Here is a 15,596-nt window from a genome sequence, read left to right as displayed (position 1 = left end):
CCTCATCCGTTCTTCTTAGCTTTTTCGAACACTTCATCAATTGTTCCGACAAGCAGGAACGCTGACTCCGGAAGATCATCACACTCACCGTTAAGAATCATCTTAAATCCGCGGATGGTCTCCTTGAGCGGAACGTATTTGCCCGGAAGTCCTGTGAACTGCTCAGCAACTGAGAAGCTCTGTGACAGGAAGTTCTGAACCTTACGTGCTCTGAATACTGTCTGCTTATCCTCATCAGACAACTCATCCATACCCATGATTGCGATAATATCCTGAAGTTCGCGGTATCTCTGGAGAACCTGCTGAACACCCTTTGCTACCTCGTAGTGCTCTTTACCAACTACGTCGGGAGAAAGGATACGGCTTGTGGAATCCAGAGGATCTACTGCCGGATAAATACCCTTCGATGCAATATCACGGGACAATACGGTGGTAGCATCCAGGTGCGTGAATGTTGTTGCAGGTGCAGGGTCAGTCAAGTCATCGGCAGGCACGTATACGGCCTGAACTGATGTGATTGAACCCTTCTTTGTGGAAGTGATTCGCTCCTGCAAAGCACCCATTTCTGTTGCCAGTGTAGGCTGATAACCAACGGCTGAAGGCATACGACCAAGCAGCGCTGAAACCTCTGAACCGGCCTGTGTGAAACGGAAGATATTATCGATGAAAAGAAGCACGTCCTGATTCTTAACATCACGATAATACTCAGCCATTGTAAGTCCGGAAAGGGCAACTCTCATACGAGCTCCCGGAGGCTCATTCATCTGTCCGTAAACCAGTGCAGTCTTGTTAATAACTCCACTTTCCTTCATTTCACCGTAAAGGTCGTTACCCTCACGGGTACGCTCGCCGACACCGGTAAATACTGAAATACCACCATGTGCCTTTGCTACGTTATTGATAAGCTCCATGATGAGGACAGTTTTACCAACTCCCGCACCACCGAACAAACCGATCTTACCACCCTTAGCATAAGGGCAGATAAGGTCAACGACTTTAATACCTGTCTCAAAAATCTCAGTTGCAGGAACCTGATCTTCGAACGACGGAGCAGGTCTGTGAATAGGCCATCTCTCCTGCGTTGTGGGAGCAGGCTGATTATCAACCGGCTCACCGAGAAGATTGAAAATTCGTCCGAGGCACTCGTCACCTACCGGAACTGAGATGGGAGCAGCTGTATCAACCGCATCGATTCCACGAACAAGTCCATCCGTGGAACTCATGGCAATACAACGAACTACGTCATCACCAATCTGCTGTGCAACCTCTGCAACAAGAGTTGCATCACCATTCTGAATCTCAATGGCACTATGCAGATCCGGCAGCTCACCCTCGCCAAAACGAATGTCAAGGACAGGTCCTGTTACCTGTATAACCTTTCCAACATGTTTTTCACTCATTGTGAGTTTTCTCCTTTATGGTTCTTCTGCACCGGCAACAATCTCAGTAATTTCCTGAGTGATGCTTGCCTGTCGTGCTCTGTTATAGTACAAACTCAGTGTTTCTATCATTTCTTCTGCGTTGTCGGTAGCTGCTTCCATCGCAGTTCTTCTCGCTGCAAGCTCACTCGCAACGGAGATGTTGATACTCGAATAAAGCACTCCCGCCAAATACTCCGGAACAACTGTATTGAATACAGTCTCACTGTCCGGCTCGTACAGAATCAGCGATTTCGACTTTTTGGCTTTTCCCTCTTCCGCCTTCAAATCAGACAGCGGCAGGATGGGGCTTGCCTTGGGAACCTGTGACATCATTGATATAAAATCGGTGTAGCACAGGAAAATATGTCCGAATTTTCCTTCTTTATAGGCCTCACAAAGGATCTTCGCTACAGAGAAGCACTCTGAAATGGTTACCTTGGCAACCTCCGCAAATTCCTCGGTGAAAATCTGAACATTTCTGTGTTTGAAGTACTCAACCGATTTCTTACCTATCGGGAGTACTTCGATGTCACGTCCCTTTGTCTCGCTCTCCATGAACTTAAACAGGTTGGAGTTGTATCCTCCCGCAAGTCCTCTGTCACCGGCGATTACAACGTAGAGCCACTTATCACTCGTTCCCACCTTTGTGTAGGGAGACTGAAAATCGTGGTTTCCGTTTGCGATGTCCTGAAGTGTTGCAAGCAGTGTCCCCAAATAGGGTTTGGAGTTATCTGCTTTCTCCTTCGCTTTTCGCAGCTTACTTGCCGCAACCAGCTGCATCGCTTTTGTAATCTGCATGGTGCTCTGTACGCTTTTTATCCGGAGTTTCACAGCTTTCATATTAGCAGCCATGTGTATTTCCTCCAAAAAGTGTTATCAATGGACAACTTCAGCTATCTCAGCCTTTCTTACTTAAGAAGCTCTCTGTATAAGCCTTGAGCACGTTCTTCATCTTCTCTTCAGTCTCAGCCTCGAGTTTTCCTGTCTCGCGGATAGTCTTCATGACTTCGCTTCCGTCAGGATTACTGTCAAGGTAATCGAAAAGTCCTGCCTCGTACTCGGCAATATCAGTAACAGCAACCTCTGTAAGCACGTTATTGATAACCGCATACAGAATGGCAACCTGCTTTTCAACGGCTACAGGTGAGCTCTTGTCCTGTTTAAGAACTTCCACGATTCTTTCACCCTGTGCAAGACGTGACTTGGTATCTTCGTCAAGGTCAGAACCGAACTGAGCAAAGCTCTGCAGCTCTCTGTACTGTGAGTAGATCAGCTTCAGGGTACCGGCAACCTTCTTCATAGCCTTGATCTGAGCATTACCACCTACTCGGGATACGGAGATACCGGGGTTAACCGCAGGCATGATACCTGAATGGAAAAGCTCGGTCTCCAGGAATATCTGACCATCTGTGATGGAGATAACGTTTGTAGGAATGTATGCCGATACGTCGCCGGCCTGGGTCTCGATGATAGGAAGTGCGGTAAGTGAACCGCCGCCGTTTTCATCAGAAAGTTTAGCTGCTCTCTCAAGAAGTCTTGAATGCAGATAGAATACGTCACCGGGATATGCCTCACGTCCCGGAGGTCTTCTGATCAAAAGTGAAAGAGCACGATAAGCAACCGCATGCTTTGAAAGGTCATCATAGATAACCAGCACGTGCTTACCCTTGTTCATAAAGTACTCACCCATTGTGCAGCCTGTGTAAGGTGCGATGTACTGCAGAGGGCTGGGCTCGGAAGCCGTAGCTGCAACGACGATGGAATACTCCATAGCGCCTGCGTTCTGCAATTCAGCAACAAGTGAAGTGACTGTTGATCTCTTCTGACCGATTGCAACATAGATACAGATAACATCTTTACCCTTCTGGTTGATGATAGTATCGATCGCAATTGTGGTCTTACCTGTCTGACGGTCACCGATAATAAGCTCACGCTGTCCGCGTCCGATCGGGATCATGGAGTCGATAGCCTTGATACCGGTCTGCAAAGGCTCTTTAACGGGCTGTCTCTCGATGATGCCCGGTGCCTTGATCTCAACAGGTCTGTAATCATTTGATTCGATAGGGCCTGCGCCGTCAATCGGCTGACCGATCGCGTTAACAACACGGCCTATCATTGCATCGCCTACCGGAACGGAAACAACGCGTCCAGTACGCTTAACGGTCTGTCCTTCGCTGATACCAACATCTTCTCCGAACAGAACCGCGGATACTACTGTCTCTTCGAGGTTCTGAGCCATTCCGAATGTGCCGTTCTCAAATTCGAGAAGCTCTCCCGACATACAGTTCAAAAGTCCTGAAACTCTTGAAATACCGTCGCCGACGGTAAGAACTGTTCCGGTCTCATTCTGAATGATCGCATTTTGATAGTTCTTGATCTGGCTTCGAATCACCTCGGATATTTTTTCTGGTTTTAATTCCATTCTAAAAGCCTCCGTGGGTTTTATTCCTTACATGACTGTCTCGTCAACCTTTTTGCGGAGTTCATCAAGTCTGCCCTGTACTGTTCCATCATAGAGCTTGCCTTCGATCTCCACCCGGATTCCTCCGAGAACAGCTTCATCGGTTTTTTCAGTTAGCAGAATCTTCTTTCCGCTGACAGATTCAAGCTTTGATTTAAGTGCGCTAAGCTGTGATTCGTTAAGCTTGATCGCACTGGTCACGGTTGCCTCGGCAATGCCGTGATCCTTGTTGTAGCTCTCTTTAAATCTTCTCGTACATGCTGAAAACTGTCTCAATAACCCTCTTTCAATAAGGATCTTGATAAAGTTAAGCAGATACGGCTGGAGCTGTCCGTCAAATGCTTCATCTACCAGTTTCAGTCTCTCTTTTCTCGGAACCGAGGGTTCTGATAAAAGAGTAATATAATCGGGATTCTCCTTGAAAATCTCCTTGACCGATTCCATCTGACTTAAGATATCATCCGTAAGGTTTTCCGAAAGCGCCAGATCATACAGACTCTGTCCGTATAAATCTCCAGCCTTGGTCATGACGCCTCCCCTACATTGTTAATGAATTCGTCAATAAGTTTCTTATGATCGTTCTCGTTGATTTCCTTCTCAACGACTTTTCCTGCAATATCCATTGCAAGTCCGCCGATGGTGTCCTTAGCCTCGTTAATGGCTTTCTTCTTTGACTGTTCGATATCAGCCTCTGCTCTCTCCATGAGACCCTTGGCCTGCTGCTCAGCTTCTTTAACGATGTTGTCAGCCTTGCCCTGAGCTTCCTTCTGTGCCTTTGCAACAATGTCTGCTGCCTCGGCCTGTGCGGAAGATAAGCTTGTCTCATATTCCTTCTTCATGGATTCAGCTTTTTCCTTGGCTTCACGAGCTCCCTTTATTTCGTTCTCGGTGAGCTGTCTTCTCTTTTCAATTACCTCGTTGATAGGCTTGAAAAGGAATTTCTTGATGAGCCACATCTGAATGAAGAGGTTGCAGATCTGAGCTATGAACGTCCACGGAACGAGTGTTACTAAGTCCTGTGTGCCCATTCGTTTACCTCCATAATTTCTACTGCGGGGCTTAAACTACTCTGAAATGATTAGTTCAGGTAGCCCATGAATGTGCCGGGTGCAACGAAGATAAGCAGTAGACCTGTAACGAAACCATAGATACCGGTTGTCTCTGCGATCGCACAACCAAGAAGCATGGTACTTGTTACGTCACCCTTACACTCGGGCTGGCGTCCGATTGCCTCAAGAGCCTTTGAAACGGCATTTCCTTCACCAATACCGGGTCCGATACCGGCGATCAGTGCACATCCTGCACCGATACCGCATCCTGCAAGTGCAATACCTTTTGCTAAAATCTGAAAATCACTCATGTTGAAATCCTCCTAAGATTTTTATTATGATTTTTCTTATTTAATTTTCCCCTCATCCGGCACTTCGTGCCACCTTCTCCCCAGGAGAAGGCATATAGATGAATTAACCCTCTGCTGCGTTTGCGATATACATAATCGTCAGCATTGAGAAAATAAACGCCTGCATACATCCTGTAAACCAGTCAAAATATACGCCCAGGATTGCCGGGAGACCGACGCTCAGGATCGGAATTTGGGAAAGTACATCACCCACAGCGCCCGGTATGAGTCCGAATAATGCGGAAGACGCAATGGCAAGTGCTGCATAGATCAGTCCGTCAATAACAATACCGGAGAGTATGTTACCGAAGTGACGGCAAGCCATACTGACAGGTGTTGCCAACTCGGATAGAATATTGAACGGTGTCATAACAGCGATGGGAGTTGTAAATCCTTTCAGATACCCAAGGAAACCTCCTGCTTTAATCTTGCATGCAGTGATGATAACAAATACGACAATTGCCCATGCCGCTTCTGTCGAAAGATCGGCTGTCGGACTTCGAAGTCCCACAAGGCATATAAGGTTCGACACTATACTCGTGGCGAATATCGCGGATACCAGCGGAATCAGCCAGTCAAACTTGGTGCCACCGGTATTACTTCGAACCAGATTGTGGGCCGCTTCAACGATCATCTCTGCAACCGCCTGGCGCTTTGAAATATTCTCGACCTGAAGGTTTCTCGTCAGGAAGATACACAGCAGCGTTATGATTGCCATTACTATCCAGCTGACAACCAGAGTCTCGGTAATATTGAAATCGCCCAGAATCGGTATGCCGGTGTGGATGGAGTAATATATCTTACTGCCGGCTACTTCAAAGTTCATACTTTATTTTCACCTTCCTTTCCTCGCAGTTAGAATCCCGCGAATTTTTATTAAAATACTGGGAATAAAAAGAGGTATCACACCGGTCACAAGATTGATTGCCGGTACGAAGATAGACAGAATCACCCATAAGAGCTGCATCATCGTGCGATACCGAAGGCTCACTGCCATGGTGCTTCTGGCTCTGTCTGTCTCCTCCTCACTCATCCCCGTGATCTTCTGCACTGTGAGTCCCATCCAGAAGAAGTTACCCACTGCAACGATAGTTCCACCTATCGCACCTAAGAAGACCTTATAATCAAAAGGTACCGTATAGCCAAAAGGCGCATCACTTGGTACCACTTGATGCAAAATAAAAAACAATATTATAACGATAAGGCTGGCCACCGCTGTCCCCACAGCAATAAAAGTGGTCTCCTTTTTGACTGCGTCCTGAATTACCATAAAACTTTCTCCGTCCCCCTCGCCCTTTAAATATGCTTATTAAAACTCACTTCGTTGTCCGGGCGTTTTTTCTTTTCGTTCTTCTTATCGACTTCCAGGTACACCTTGTAGGCTGTCATGGCTGATCCGCCAAGTCCGAAAAAGAAGCCGATAATGTAGACCCAGCCGCCGACTTCGAGCTTCGTAGTCAGCAGATAGCACACAAAAATACAGATGAGGAGCGGTGTTACAAGTGATAACCCAAGCTGCCCCACCATTGCAAACTGCGTCATAAGTTTTGAAAAATCTGTCGTTTTCTTAATCATCTATGCTTTTTCTCGAAAATTATGCCTATTTCTCTCTTATTTTTCGCCATTTTTATGTTTTATGAGGTATCATTTCTGAAAGTTTAAAAATAACCGAAATACCGCAACATATATCTCAATAATACAAGTATTTATCAGAAAAAACAATCAGTTATGGTTAATTTTACAAACATTTTACAAAAAGCCAAGAATGCTTTTATAAGCAATTCCCGGCTTTTTAAGCTGATTATAAAATCAGTACAATATTTTTATTTCTTGGAAATCTTTTTTGCTGCTTTATGAACTTTATCGTAGGCAGCATATCGTTCTACCATCTCATAAATTACTATGTCGGGATCGTAGCATTCCACCCAGGAATCAAACTTCTTTCCGACATCATTCCAGACCACAAGGGTCTCTCCGAAGCTCTCGGCGAAATCCTCTTTCAAATAATTAACAATAAAGCTGTTTCCGACTATCATCACCTTGCAGTCATTTCCTGCTTTATTATTTATAAAGTGATAGGTCTTAATGCCCTCAAACTCCGAATGCTCTTCGTCATAATTCTCATCCATTACAGCATTTGTGACCTTTCTTTCAAAGTTCTCGGAAACATTTTCCCTTCTGACTCCGCCGTAGAAGCTCATTCCCTGGTCGGTCATGTCTATATCAAAATCCGATTCCGCAAGGACACTGAACTTATCCTCCCGGTTTTCGTTTAGCTTTTCCATGACCTTGGTATATCCGATAAAGGCACCTCTCTGAGTCCAATGCACGGGATCCCCGTATTTGCTGTAAACCTCGTAGTTACTCTTTTCAGCTACAAAATCATCCTTTAGAGGAATCACCGGTACATCCGTCCTTGTCTCAAGGGTTTCCAGGAACTGGTCAGTCCTTGAATAATCTCCGTACTGATTAACACTTGTTGGGAAGTACTCGGGATAGATTGTCTGCTTATCCCAGCACTGCATATAATAAAACTCGCAGTCCCTACCCTTTAAATAATCCGATATAGTTTGGAAATCGGAGGCGATACGGTCCTTTTCCTCGTCGGTGAACAGATTGAAATGCTGATAGGTTTCCACCATATCATTTTCAATTATATTGAACTCACCATCAGGTCCCAGTCTGTATCTCTTGCCGTTTTCCATTCTCCCGAATACATGGTACTGCATCAGAGCATTCATAGAGATTATCTGATCTCTGAAACCTAGTCTATCGTTCAGGTAATTCTCTATATCTGTGGGAAGCTCCTTATTAAAACCGCCATCCTTTCTAAGCTGCGGAAAACCTGCAAGCGTTCTGTTCTCCTGCTCAGAAATGGCATCCTCATCCCTGTTAATAAAAATCAGAGGGAGAAGGAGCATCACGGCAAATCCGATTATGTATATTTTCTCTAAAAACTTATTTTTCATAATCATCCTTATTCTAAAACTGGAAATATATGAACGGATTATAGGTTCCGGACATAACCCTCATAATTGCAAGAAGGAACATTCCGTACACCGCTGCCAGCTTTACAACGCTATATGCTGTGCCTGACATTCTGGCATCACAAAATTGTTTCAGGCGCGTAAATCCGCCAACTATATCAAATATTGCAATAGCCATCACAACCAGAACCCAGTTATTTACATACCAGGAGATCTTAAATCCGGGCATTCCGGATAATCCGATTCCGAACATTGTGCCCAGATACTTCATGGCCAGAGCAAAGTTATCCGCTCTGAAGAGCACCCACCCGGTATTGATAACAAAAAGCGCATATATGTGTCTTAAAATATTTTTACCTATTGCATTCTTTTCATCCACAGAAGCGCTCTTGCCGCGGCCTCTAAGGAGTCTCTCCACAACAATAAAGAACCCGTTCCAGGCGCCCCAGATTACAAAGTGCCAGGATGCACCATGCCAAAGACCTGTCAGCATGAATACGATGATGAGGTTCCTGTAAAGGTGCTTCCTGTTTCCGCCAAGAGGAATGTAAACGTAGTCCCTGAACCAGGAAGACAGCGATATGTGCCATCTCCTCCAGAACTCGGTAATATTCCTGGAGATGTAAGGTCTGTCGAAGTTCTCACAAAAATGGAATCCGAGCATCCTTCCTATACCGATTGCCATGTCACTGTAGCCCGAGAAATCATAAAATATCTGCAGCGAATACGCGATACTTCCAAGCCAGGCAATCGCCACTGTGTTATTGGATATTCCCGCATCCCATATGGTATCGACCACCTCAGCCATCGTATTTGCAATTATGGCTTTCTTAGAAAGGCCGATTACAAACCTCGTAATACCTGCAGAAAAATCTGCCATTCCCGGATTTCTGTTATCAATCTCATTTTCTATATCGATGTATCTGACAATCGGTCCGGCAACAAGCTGCGGGAACAGAACAATATAAAGGGCAACCTTGAGCGGGTTCTTCTGAACCCTGACATCACCCTTGAAAACATCGATCACATAACTCATACCCTGGAAGGTAAAGAAAGAAATACCGATAGGCAGGATTATCCCTCTTAGAGGAATTGATATCCCAAAGGCATCATTTAATGTCTGAATGGAAAAATCCAGATACTTGTAGTAAAAGAGAAGCAGCAAGTTACAAACAACTGCCAAAAACAGAACCTCCTTCTTTTTATGTTCAAACAGACTCATAAAAAGAGCAGACAGATAATTGATTATGATACTTGCCACAATGATCCATAAATACCGGGGCTGCGACCACCCAAAGAACACCAGACTCATGATAAGAAGCCATGCATTCCTATAGGTCTGACTTCTTATGATGTAGCAGCCGATCAGTGTCAGCGGCAAAAAACAAAACAAAAAAACTGTAGAACTAAAGACCATAAAAGCTCCATCTCTTGAAAAGAGGTTCCGACAAAGCGGAACCTCCTACATTTTTTTATTCCTCTACAACCGTTTTGATGTGAAGCTCTTCGAGCTGCTTCTCGGTAACCTCTCCGGGAGCACCCATCATGATATCCTGGGCGTTCTTGTTCATCGGGAAAGGAATAACCTCTCTGATTGTAGGCTCGCCTGAAAGGAGCATGATCATACGGTCTACACCGGGAGCAATTCCTGCATGCGGCGGTGCACCATAGCAGAATGCATTGTACATTGCAGGGAACTTAGCCTTAACATCCTCTTCGCCAAGGCGTACAAGCTCAAATGCCTTGATCATGATCTCGGGATCATGGTTACGAACAGCACCTGATGAAAGCTCGATACCGTTACATACAAGGTCATACTGGTCAGCCATGATATCAAGAGGATCCATCTCACCTCGCTCAGCCTTAAGAAGTGTCTCCATACCGCCTGTGGGCATTGAGAAAGGATTGTGGCAGAACTCAAGCTCGCCTGACTCCTCACCGATCTCGTACATCGGGAAATCAACAATCCAGCAGAAGGAATACTGCTCCTTGTCCATGTGTCCGGGAACAGCAGCACCGAAAGTCTTAACAACTACGCCTGCTGTCTTCTGTGCCTGAAGAAGTTTGCCTGAGCTGAGTACCACAAGATCACCGGCCTTAAGTCCAAGTGCGGATACAACAGCGTCCTTGTTCTCCTGAACGAACTTGGCGATACCGCCGACTACTTCGTTATTCTCATCTATTCTGAACCAGTAAGGCTTAACACCTGCCTGAACCTCAACGTCAGCGATGGTCTTATCGATGAACTTGCGGCTCTCCTTGAAATCAGAGATAACAACTGCCTTAATTCTTACATCCGTATCGCTTCCGTCTTCAGCCTTGGTAGCAAAAGGACCAAATCCGCAATCCTTAAGAACCTCTGTAGCATCCTGAACTGTCAGGTCGATACGAAGGTCCGGCTTATCTGAGCCATACTTCTCCATAGCTTCGCGATAAGGAATTCTTGCAAACGGAGCGCCTGATGCTCTGTCATATGTGCCATATTTTGCAAAGATCGGAGGAAGCACATCCTCACAGATCTCAAATACATCTTCCTGAGATGCGAAAGCCATCTCCATATCAAGCTGATAGAACTCACCGGGACATCTGTCACCTCTTGCATCCTCATCACGGAAGCAGGGTGCGATCTGGAAATAGCGATCTATTCCGGAGGTCATCAGAAGCTGCTTGAACTGCTGAGGAGCCTGGGGAAGTGCATAGAACTTTCCGGGATGCTTTCTCGCAGGAACAAGGTAATCTCTTGCGCCTTCGGGAGATGACACCGTAAGAATAGGTGTTGTGATCTCCATGAAATCATGCTCGATCATAGATGCTCTAAGAGCAGCAATGACATTGCTTCTAAGAATAATATTCTTTTTAACCTCAGGATTTCTAAGATCAAGATAACGATATTTAAGACGAGTTGTCTCATCTGCCTCGCGGCTTCTGTTTATCTCAAAAGGAAGCTCGTTGTATCTGCAGCGTCCGAGAACCTCTATCTTCTCGGGAACGACCTCGATATCACCTGTCTCCTGCTTGGGGTTCTTGGAGCTTCTCTCCCTAACTGTACCCTCAACGGAAATTGTTGATTCCTTATTGATTGCCTTAACAACCTTCATCATGTCCTCGGTCTCGACGACAATCTGTGTTGTTCCATAAAAATCTCTCAATACTACAAAGCCGAGCTCAGCTCCGACTTCACGAAAATTCTCAAGCCAGCCTACAAGCTTAACTTTATTTCCCACGTTCTCGGCTCTAAGTTCGCCGCATGTATGTGTACGTGACTGCATTTCTAATACTCCTTAACTAAACTACGCATTTGGCGCGAAAATATACCAGAAACCATTTTAGCACAAATAGCTCACCTATGTTATTAATTTTTCAGCTCATCCCGTCTGTTTCATAGGCAAGCACGTAGCCTTCATGGCCGCTTCTTGCATCCCACGCCGCATAGATTCTGTCTATAGGAGTATGACCGTTTTCTTCACTTATGTCAGTAAGTATCAATATTACCTGGTTTTTGCCGTTCGGCGCTATAACATCATTACTTCGGAGGTTATCGGTAAGTACGTCGATAAGGATCTGCATTACTTCCTCGGCGACTTCTCCGCCGTCCTCTCTTGTAACAATAAACTGCACAATCCAGACATTCACAATGGTTCTCTTCGCCATTCTGGAAAAGAGTCTGTAGACCATCTGCAATTTATCGAGATCTACAAGATATGCGCCTTTCTGACTTCCGCGCTCCTCGAGAAGCATCTTTATTCCGGCAACGCCGTTCGCTTTGAGTTCGCTTTGATCGTTGCCATTCATGCCGCTGCTTCTGAACATATCATATCCGTGTTTTCCGTTTTGCTTTACATTATAAAGCGCTTTATCGGCTTTTCTGAAAAGCTCCGAATAATCCGTTCCCTCTTCAGGGGCACAGACAGCTCCGATGGAGACACCGAGCGGTATTCCCATCTCCTTACCCATGATATCTTCTCCGGATTTCAGTATCTGTTCGTTCAGATATTTTTCTTTCTCTGAAACCGCCAGCTCATCATTGGCTCCTTTTATAAAGGTCACAAATTCATCTCCGCCGATTCTGCCCACAAAATCATCATCACGAATGCAGGACCTGATTAGTTCCGCAAATTTAATCAGAACCTTATCACCAGTCTCATGTCCGAATACATCATTAACAAGCTTGAAATTATCAAGGTCAATTACCATCAGGATACCATCAGTATTCTTGCACATTTCTTCCAGTGCCAGCTGAGTATATCCCTTATTCCAGAAGCCTGTCATCGGGTCTATCTTCGCTTCCTTTTGCCATCTCTCGAGGCTGTTAATACCGAGGCCGATTCTTCCTATCATCCAACCGATGAAGATTACAAAGAGGGTGCATACCGTAAAGAGATATGCTTTGAAATAAGCCCTTTCAAAAATCTGGGATTCCTTCATAACATGGAAGCTTTCCTGTCGTATTACATTTTTTCCTGCAGAGTCATATACCTCCACATTTAATTTGTAATCTCCATAAGGAAGGTTCATGTAGCTAAGAGGACTTATCTCCCTTTGAGTGCATATTATGCCTTCGTCTCCGCTCCCCTCAAGTACTATGTGTACAATAGGATTGGATAGAGTAAAATTCAAAACGGCAACATCAAAGGTTACCCTGCCTGAGGTAGCGGGAATTAAATAATTTCCGTTTTCGTCAGGTTGAATTATTTCATTGTCCGCTGTAAGCTTTCCAACCTTTATAGCATAGTTCTTTTCCTCAAAAGTCTCACCGTTAATGCCTATTCTTCGTACGCCGTCAGTACAGCATAGATACAAATTCCCATCGTAAACAGCGTTGCGGGAATTGGCCGTAAGAGTTGAATAAAGTCCCTTACTCTTATTAAAAAGCGTATAGCCCATGTCCTCGACATTATTTATCAGATCTTCTCTTTCCACTATATAGATTCCGGCACTGGAGGTTATCCACACCCTTCCGTCGTCGGTAAACTGTACATCATAATTGTTTTTGTACGGGAAATTCGTAAGTCTGGTTACCTTCTGATCCTTGTAATAATAGAGCGCATTACTGGTAACATAGATATATTCCCCATCTCCGCAGGGAACGATCTTCAAAATAACAAGGGATTCCATACCATCATCCTTGGCATAGCGATATATAATCTTTCCCTCGGAAATAATAATTATACCCCCGCCGTCTGTTCCGACAAGCAGATCTCCGTTTGCAATTTCAACCATAGTAAGAACCTGAGTTGTCAGCCCATCCTCTTCACCCATGGTTCTTTTTACAACACCTTTTCTTATAAAATTAAGTCCCGTACTGGTAGCTGCTACAATTGTGCCATCCTCAAGTTCCGTGACACATCTGAATTTACCGCCTAAGGTTCCCCTGTTTCTCTCATTATAGGTCTCTATTCCGCCGTCAGTTTTTAATTCTATAAGTCCGTGCTTCCCATAGGTGCATGCCCATATATTGCCCTGTGAATCCTCCATGAGGTCACGTATTCTTACATTCTTGAAGTAGTTTGGATGATCAATAGGAACTGCGTAATAAGTCTTTAAATCTATGGTAACAAGCCCGCTGTTGGTTCCCACATACAAAAGGCCGTCCTTCACAAGGACGCAGTTTACAACATCCTTATCAACGTTCGCTCTGGCAAAAATGTCCATGAAAGGATTCCAGGAATATCGAAGTATTCCCTGCTTATTGGATACAAACCACACGTTCCCCTGATAATCCACAGTTATATCCGTAATAGAGCTGGAAAAATCGGCAACGGACATACTCGTACTTATTCCCTCTTTGGTCATAAAACCGTTGCCCTTCTCGCAGCAGTAAAAGTACCCATTATTTTCCTCGGAATAATATATCTTGTTAAAATATTCAGCGTCATCCACCGAATACCTTCTGCCCTCTATTACCTGCTTATTTACTACGGTAACACACACAACAAAATCAGAGGTTGTGCCTACAAGAAACTCATTATTGTCTCCTGTTCCGATTGCGGAAAAAGATGCCATATCTTCCTTCAGCTTCATCTTGTTTATGAGCTGATCCCCCTCTGTAAAGAAAAGCTCGCCGCCATTTGTAACACCTCCCACTATGCCATGATCGTTACATACCATAGAGCGCACACCGTTTATCTCCTCATCCGGATATTCCTTGATCCTTCCATCTGTTCCCACCATGCAGAGTCTTGTTGCAGTCGCAACAAACATATTTCCGTAAGGGTCTTCACAGAAGTGTCTTACGGAATTTGAGGACAGACCTTCATAAACCGTATAGAAAAGAATCTCCCCGTTATTAGGGTTATACTTTGCCATTCCGCTGTCATTGGTACCGATCCAGAGACATCCCTTTGTATCCACGTACAAAGTCATGACGTTACTAATTCTCTCATCAAGTATAACTTCCTCGAATTTATTTCCGTCACATCTGAACAGCCCGGCATAGGTTCCCGCCCAGACATACCCATCTGGTGTCTGTGCTATCGCATTTATCTCCATCGTAGCCAGTCCGTCATCGGTATCATAGATAACAGCTGCATATTCTGACTTCATATCAAAAGCTTTTACCTGTATGGAAAACACAAGAGAAGCAAGCGGTATCAGAGCCAAAAGAAGCATACTTCCGGAAACAGTCCTTTTCCTTCTATCCGTAATACTCATATGAATGCGCACAAACAGTGTTGCGATAAGAACACTTAATACCTTATCAGGAACATTTACAAATGCATCTCCAAGAAATGACCATACTACCGGAACATTTACGTCCCTGGATATCATGTCTATCAGTCCGTCGCCCCAGATATTTCCCGTCCTTCCCTCATAAAAATGAAGACTTAGGGGCGTCGAAATACACACCGATAAAAGTCCGCAGAACATGGCTGTTGCCAGCACTCTGAATAAGGAATAGTTTCTTGATTTTGAAAAGATGATACCTGCTGCTATTCCTATAGCAATAGATACCAAAGCATACGCAAGATTTATCGGATTTTCAAATGCGGTAATAATATTCAGACTTGCACCACAAATAGCTCCGCCTACAGGGCCGAGCTCAATTGCTGCAATAATAGTACCAATCGCATCCAGCCAGAAGGGCAGCTGAAGCGCGGTAGCTATATATCTTCCAATTAAGTTGACGAGAATGCAGACAAGCATAAGCACATACGTCTGCCATCTCTTTAGCTTTTCCATTATGTCCCCTTCACAAGCCTTTTTGTGCAAGTATACTGGTCGCAATTTTACAAATTAATTCTATCACTGAGTCTTATTTGCACTCAATTAAGCATATGAAAAGAGACAATTAAGAAATTATAAAATATCCTTCTTCTTGGTGCCAACGC

The 15,596-nt window shown here is 44.7% G+C and carries 13 protein-coding genes; all 13 read right to left on the bottom strand.

Going from position 1 to position 15,596, the window contains the following annotated elements; translation table 11 throughout:
• Positions 1–2: 2 nt before the first annotated feature.
• Entirely contained in the window at positions 3–1,400 is a 1,398-nt protein-coding gene (atpD, locus tag BMW61_RS05535; protein WP_022761141.1) for a F0F1 ATP synthase subunit beta, read from the bottom strand.
• Positions 1,401–1,415: 15 nt separating this feature from the next.
• Positions 1,416–2,273 (bottom strand): ATP synthase F1 subunit gamma, encoded by an 858-nt coding sequence (atpG, locus tag BMW61_RS05530; RefSeq protein WP_091820245.1) that lies wholly within the window; start codon positions 2,271–2,273, stop codon positions 1,416–1,418.
• A gap of 46 nt (positions 2,274–2,319) precedes the next feature.
• Entirely contained in the window at positions 2,320–3,843 is a 1,524-nt protein-coding gene (atpA, locus tag BMW61_RS05525; protein WP_022761139.1) for a F0F1 ATP synthase subunit alpha, read from the bottom strand.
• Between the two features lie 27 nt (positions 3,844–3,870).
• Positions 3,871–4,410 carry an ATP synthase F1 subunit delta gene (gene atpH / locus BMW61_RS05520; protein WP_022761138.1) on the bottom strand — a complete coding sequence of 180 codons (540 nt, stop codon included), beginning with the start codon at positions 4,408–4,410 and terminating at the stop codon, positions 3,871–3,873.
• The gene (gene atpF, locus BMW61_RS05515; protein ID WP_022761137.1) at positions 4,407–4,910 is read right to left on the bottom strand and encodes a F0F1 ATP synthase subunit B; all 504 of its coding nucleotides are present in this window, start codon (positions 4,908–4,910) and stop codon (positions 4,407–4,409) included. Before atpF ends, atpH begins: the two co-directional genes overlap by 4 nt.
• Positions 4,911–4,960: 50 nt before the next feature.
• Positions 4,961–5,242 (bottom strand): ATP synthase F0 subunit C, encoded by a 282-nt coding sequence (atpE, locus tag BMW61_RS05510; protein ID WP_022761136.1) that lies wholly within the window; start codon positions 5,240–5,242, stop codon positions 4,961–4,963.
• A gap of 103 nt (positions 5,243–5,345) precedes the next feature.
• Positions 5,346–6,107: a F0F1 ATP synthase subunit A gene (locus BMW61_RS05505; protein ID WP_022761135.1), complete on the bottom strand. Its 762-nt coding sequence runs from the start codon at positions 6,105–6,107 to the stop codon at positions 5,346–5,348.
• A 9-nt stretch (positions 6,108–6,116) separates the two neighbouring features.
• The gene (locus tag BMW61_RS05500; RefSeq protein WP_022761134.1) at positions 6,117–6,551 is read right to left on the bottom strand and encodes an ATP synthase subunit I; all 435 of its coding nucleotides are present in this window, start codon (positions 6,549–6,551) and stop codon (positions 6,117–6,119) included.
• A 26-nt stretch (positions 6,552–6,577) separates the two neighbouring features.
• Positions 6,578–6,856 (bottom strand): AtpZ/AtpI family protein, encoded by a 279-nt coding sequence (locus tag BMW61_RS05495; protein ID WP_091820243.1) that lies wholly within the window; start codon positions 6,854–6,856, stop codon positions 6,578–6,580.
• 248 nt (positions 6,857–7,104) lie between these two features.
• A complete protein-coding gene (locus tag BMW61_RS05490; RefSeq protein WP_091820241.1) occupies positions 7,105–8,250 on the bottom strand; it encodes an alginate O-acetyltransferase AlgX-related protein in 1,146 nt (381 codons plus the stop codon).
• A gap of 13 nt (positions 8,251–8,263) precedes the next feature.
• On the bottom strand, positions 8,264–9,685 hold the full coding sequence (locus BMW61_RS05485; RefSeq protein WP_091820239.1) for an MBOAT family O-acyltransferase: 1,422 nt from the start codon (positions 9,683–9,685) through the stop codon (positions 8,264–8,266).
• Positions 9,686–9,740: 55 nt separating this feature from the next.
• On the bottom strand, positions 9,741–11,537 hold the full coding sequence (gene aspS, locus BMW61_RS05480; protein WP_091820237.1) for an aspartate--tRNA ligase: 1,797 nt from the start codon (positions 11,535–11,537) through the stop codon (positions 9,741–9,743).
• A 91-nt stretch (positions 11,538–11,628) separates the two neighbouring features.
• Entirely contained in the window at positions 11,629–15,447 is a 3,819-nt protein-coding gene (locus tag BMW61_RS05475; RefSeq protein ID WP_091820235.1) for a ligand-binding sensor domain-containing diguanylate cyclase, read from the bottom strand.
• Positions 15,448–15,596: the final 149 nt, after the last annotated feature.

It is taken from the genome of Butyrivibrio sp. ob235 (assembly GCF_900109475.1).
Lineage (GTDB): Bacteria > Bacillota > Clostridia > Lachnospirales > Lachnospiraceae > Butyrivibrio.
This window is presented reverse-complemented; position numbering and strand designations above follow the sequence as displayed.

What these genes read in the sequence shown, in the direction of transcription:
- atpD (WP_022761141.1), bottom strand. Translation starts at nt 1,400, where the DNA reads ATGAGTGAAAAACATGTTGGAAAGGTTATACAGGTAACAGGACCTGTC.
- atpG (WP_091820245.1), bottom strand. Translation starts at nt 2,273, where the DNA reads ATGGCTGCTAATATGAAAGCTGTGAAACTCCGGATAAAAAGCGTACAG.
- atpA (WP_022761139.1), bottom strand. Translation starts at nt 3,843, where the DNA reads ATGGAATTAAAACCAGAAAAAATATCCGAGGTGATTCGAAGCCAGATC.
- atpH (WP_022761138.1), bottom strand. Translation starts at nt 4,410, where the DNA reads ATGACCAAGGCTGGAGATTTATACGGACAGAGTCTGTATGATCTGGCG.
- atpF (WP_022761137.1), bottom strand. Translation starts at nt 4,910, where the DNA reads ATGGGCACACAGGACTTAGTAACACTCGTTCCGTGGACGTTCATAGCT.
- atpE (WP_022761136.1), bottom strand. Translation starts at nt 5,242, where the DNA reads ATGAGTGATTTTCAGATTTTAGCAAAAGGTATTGCACTTGCAGGATGC.
- BMW61_RS05505 (WP_022761135.1), bottom strand. Translation starts at nt 6,107, where the DNA reads ATGAACTTTGAAGTAGCCGGCAGTAAGATATATTACTCCATCCACACC.
- BMW61_RS05500 (WP_022761134.1), bottom strand. Translation starts at nt 6,551, where the DNA reads ATGGTAATTCAGGACGCAGTCAAAAAGGAGACCACTTTTATTGCTGTG.
- BMW61_RS05495 (WP_091820243.1), bottom strand. Translation starts at nt 6,856, where the DNA reads ATGATTAAGAAAACGACAGATTTTTCAAAACTTATGACGCAGTTTGCA.
- BMW61_RS05490 (WP_091820241.1), bottom strand. Translation starts at nt 8,250, where the DNA reads ATGAAAAATAAGTTTTTAGAGAAAATATACATAATCGGATTTGCCGTG.
- BMW61_RS05485 (WP_091820239.1), bottom strand. Translation starts at nt 9,685, where the DNA reads ATGGTCTTTAGTTCTACAGTTTTTTTGTTTTGTTTTTTGCCGCTGACA.
- aspS (WP_091820237.1), bottom strand. Translation starts at nt 11,537, where the DNA reads ATGCAGTCACGTACACATACATGCGGCGAACTTAGAGCCGAGAACGTG.
- BMW61_RS05475 (WP_091820235.1), bottom strand. Translation starts at nt 15,447, where the DNA reads ATGGAAAAGCTAAAGAGATGGCAGACGTATGTGCTTATGCTTGTCTGC.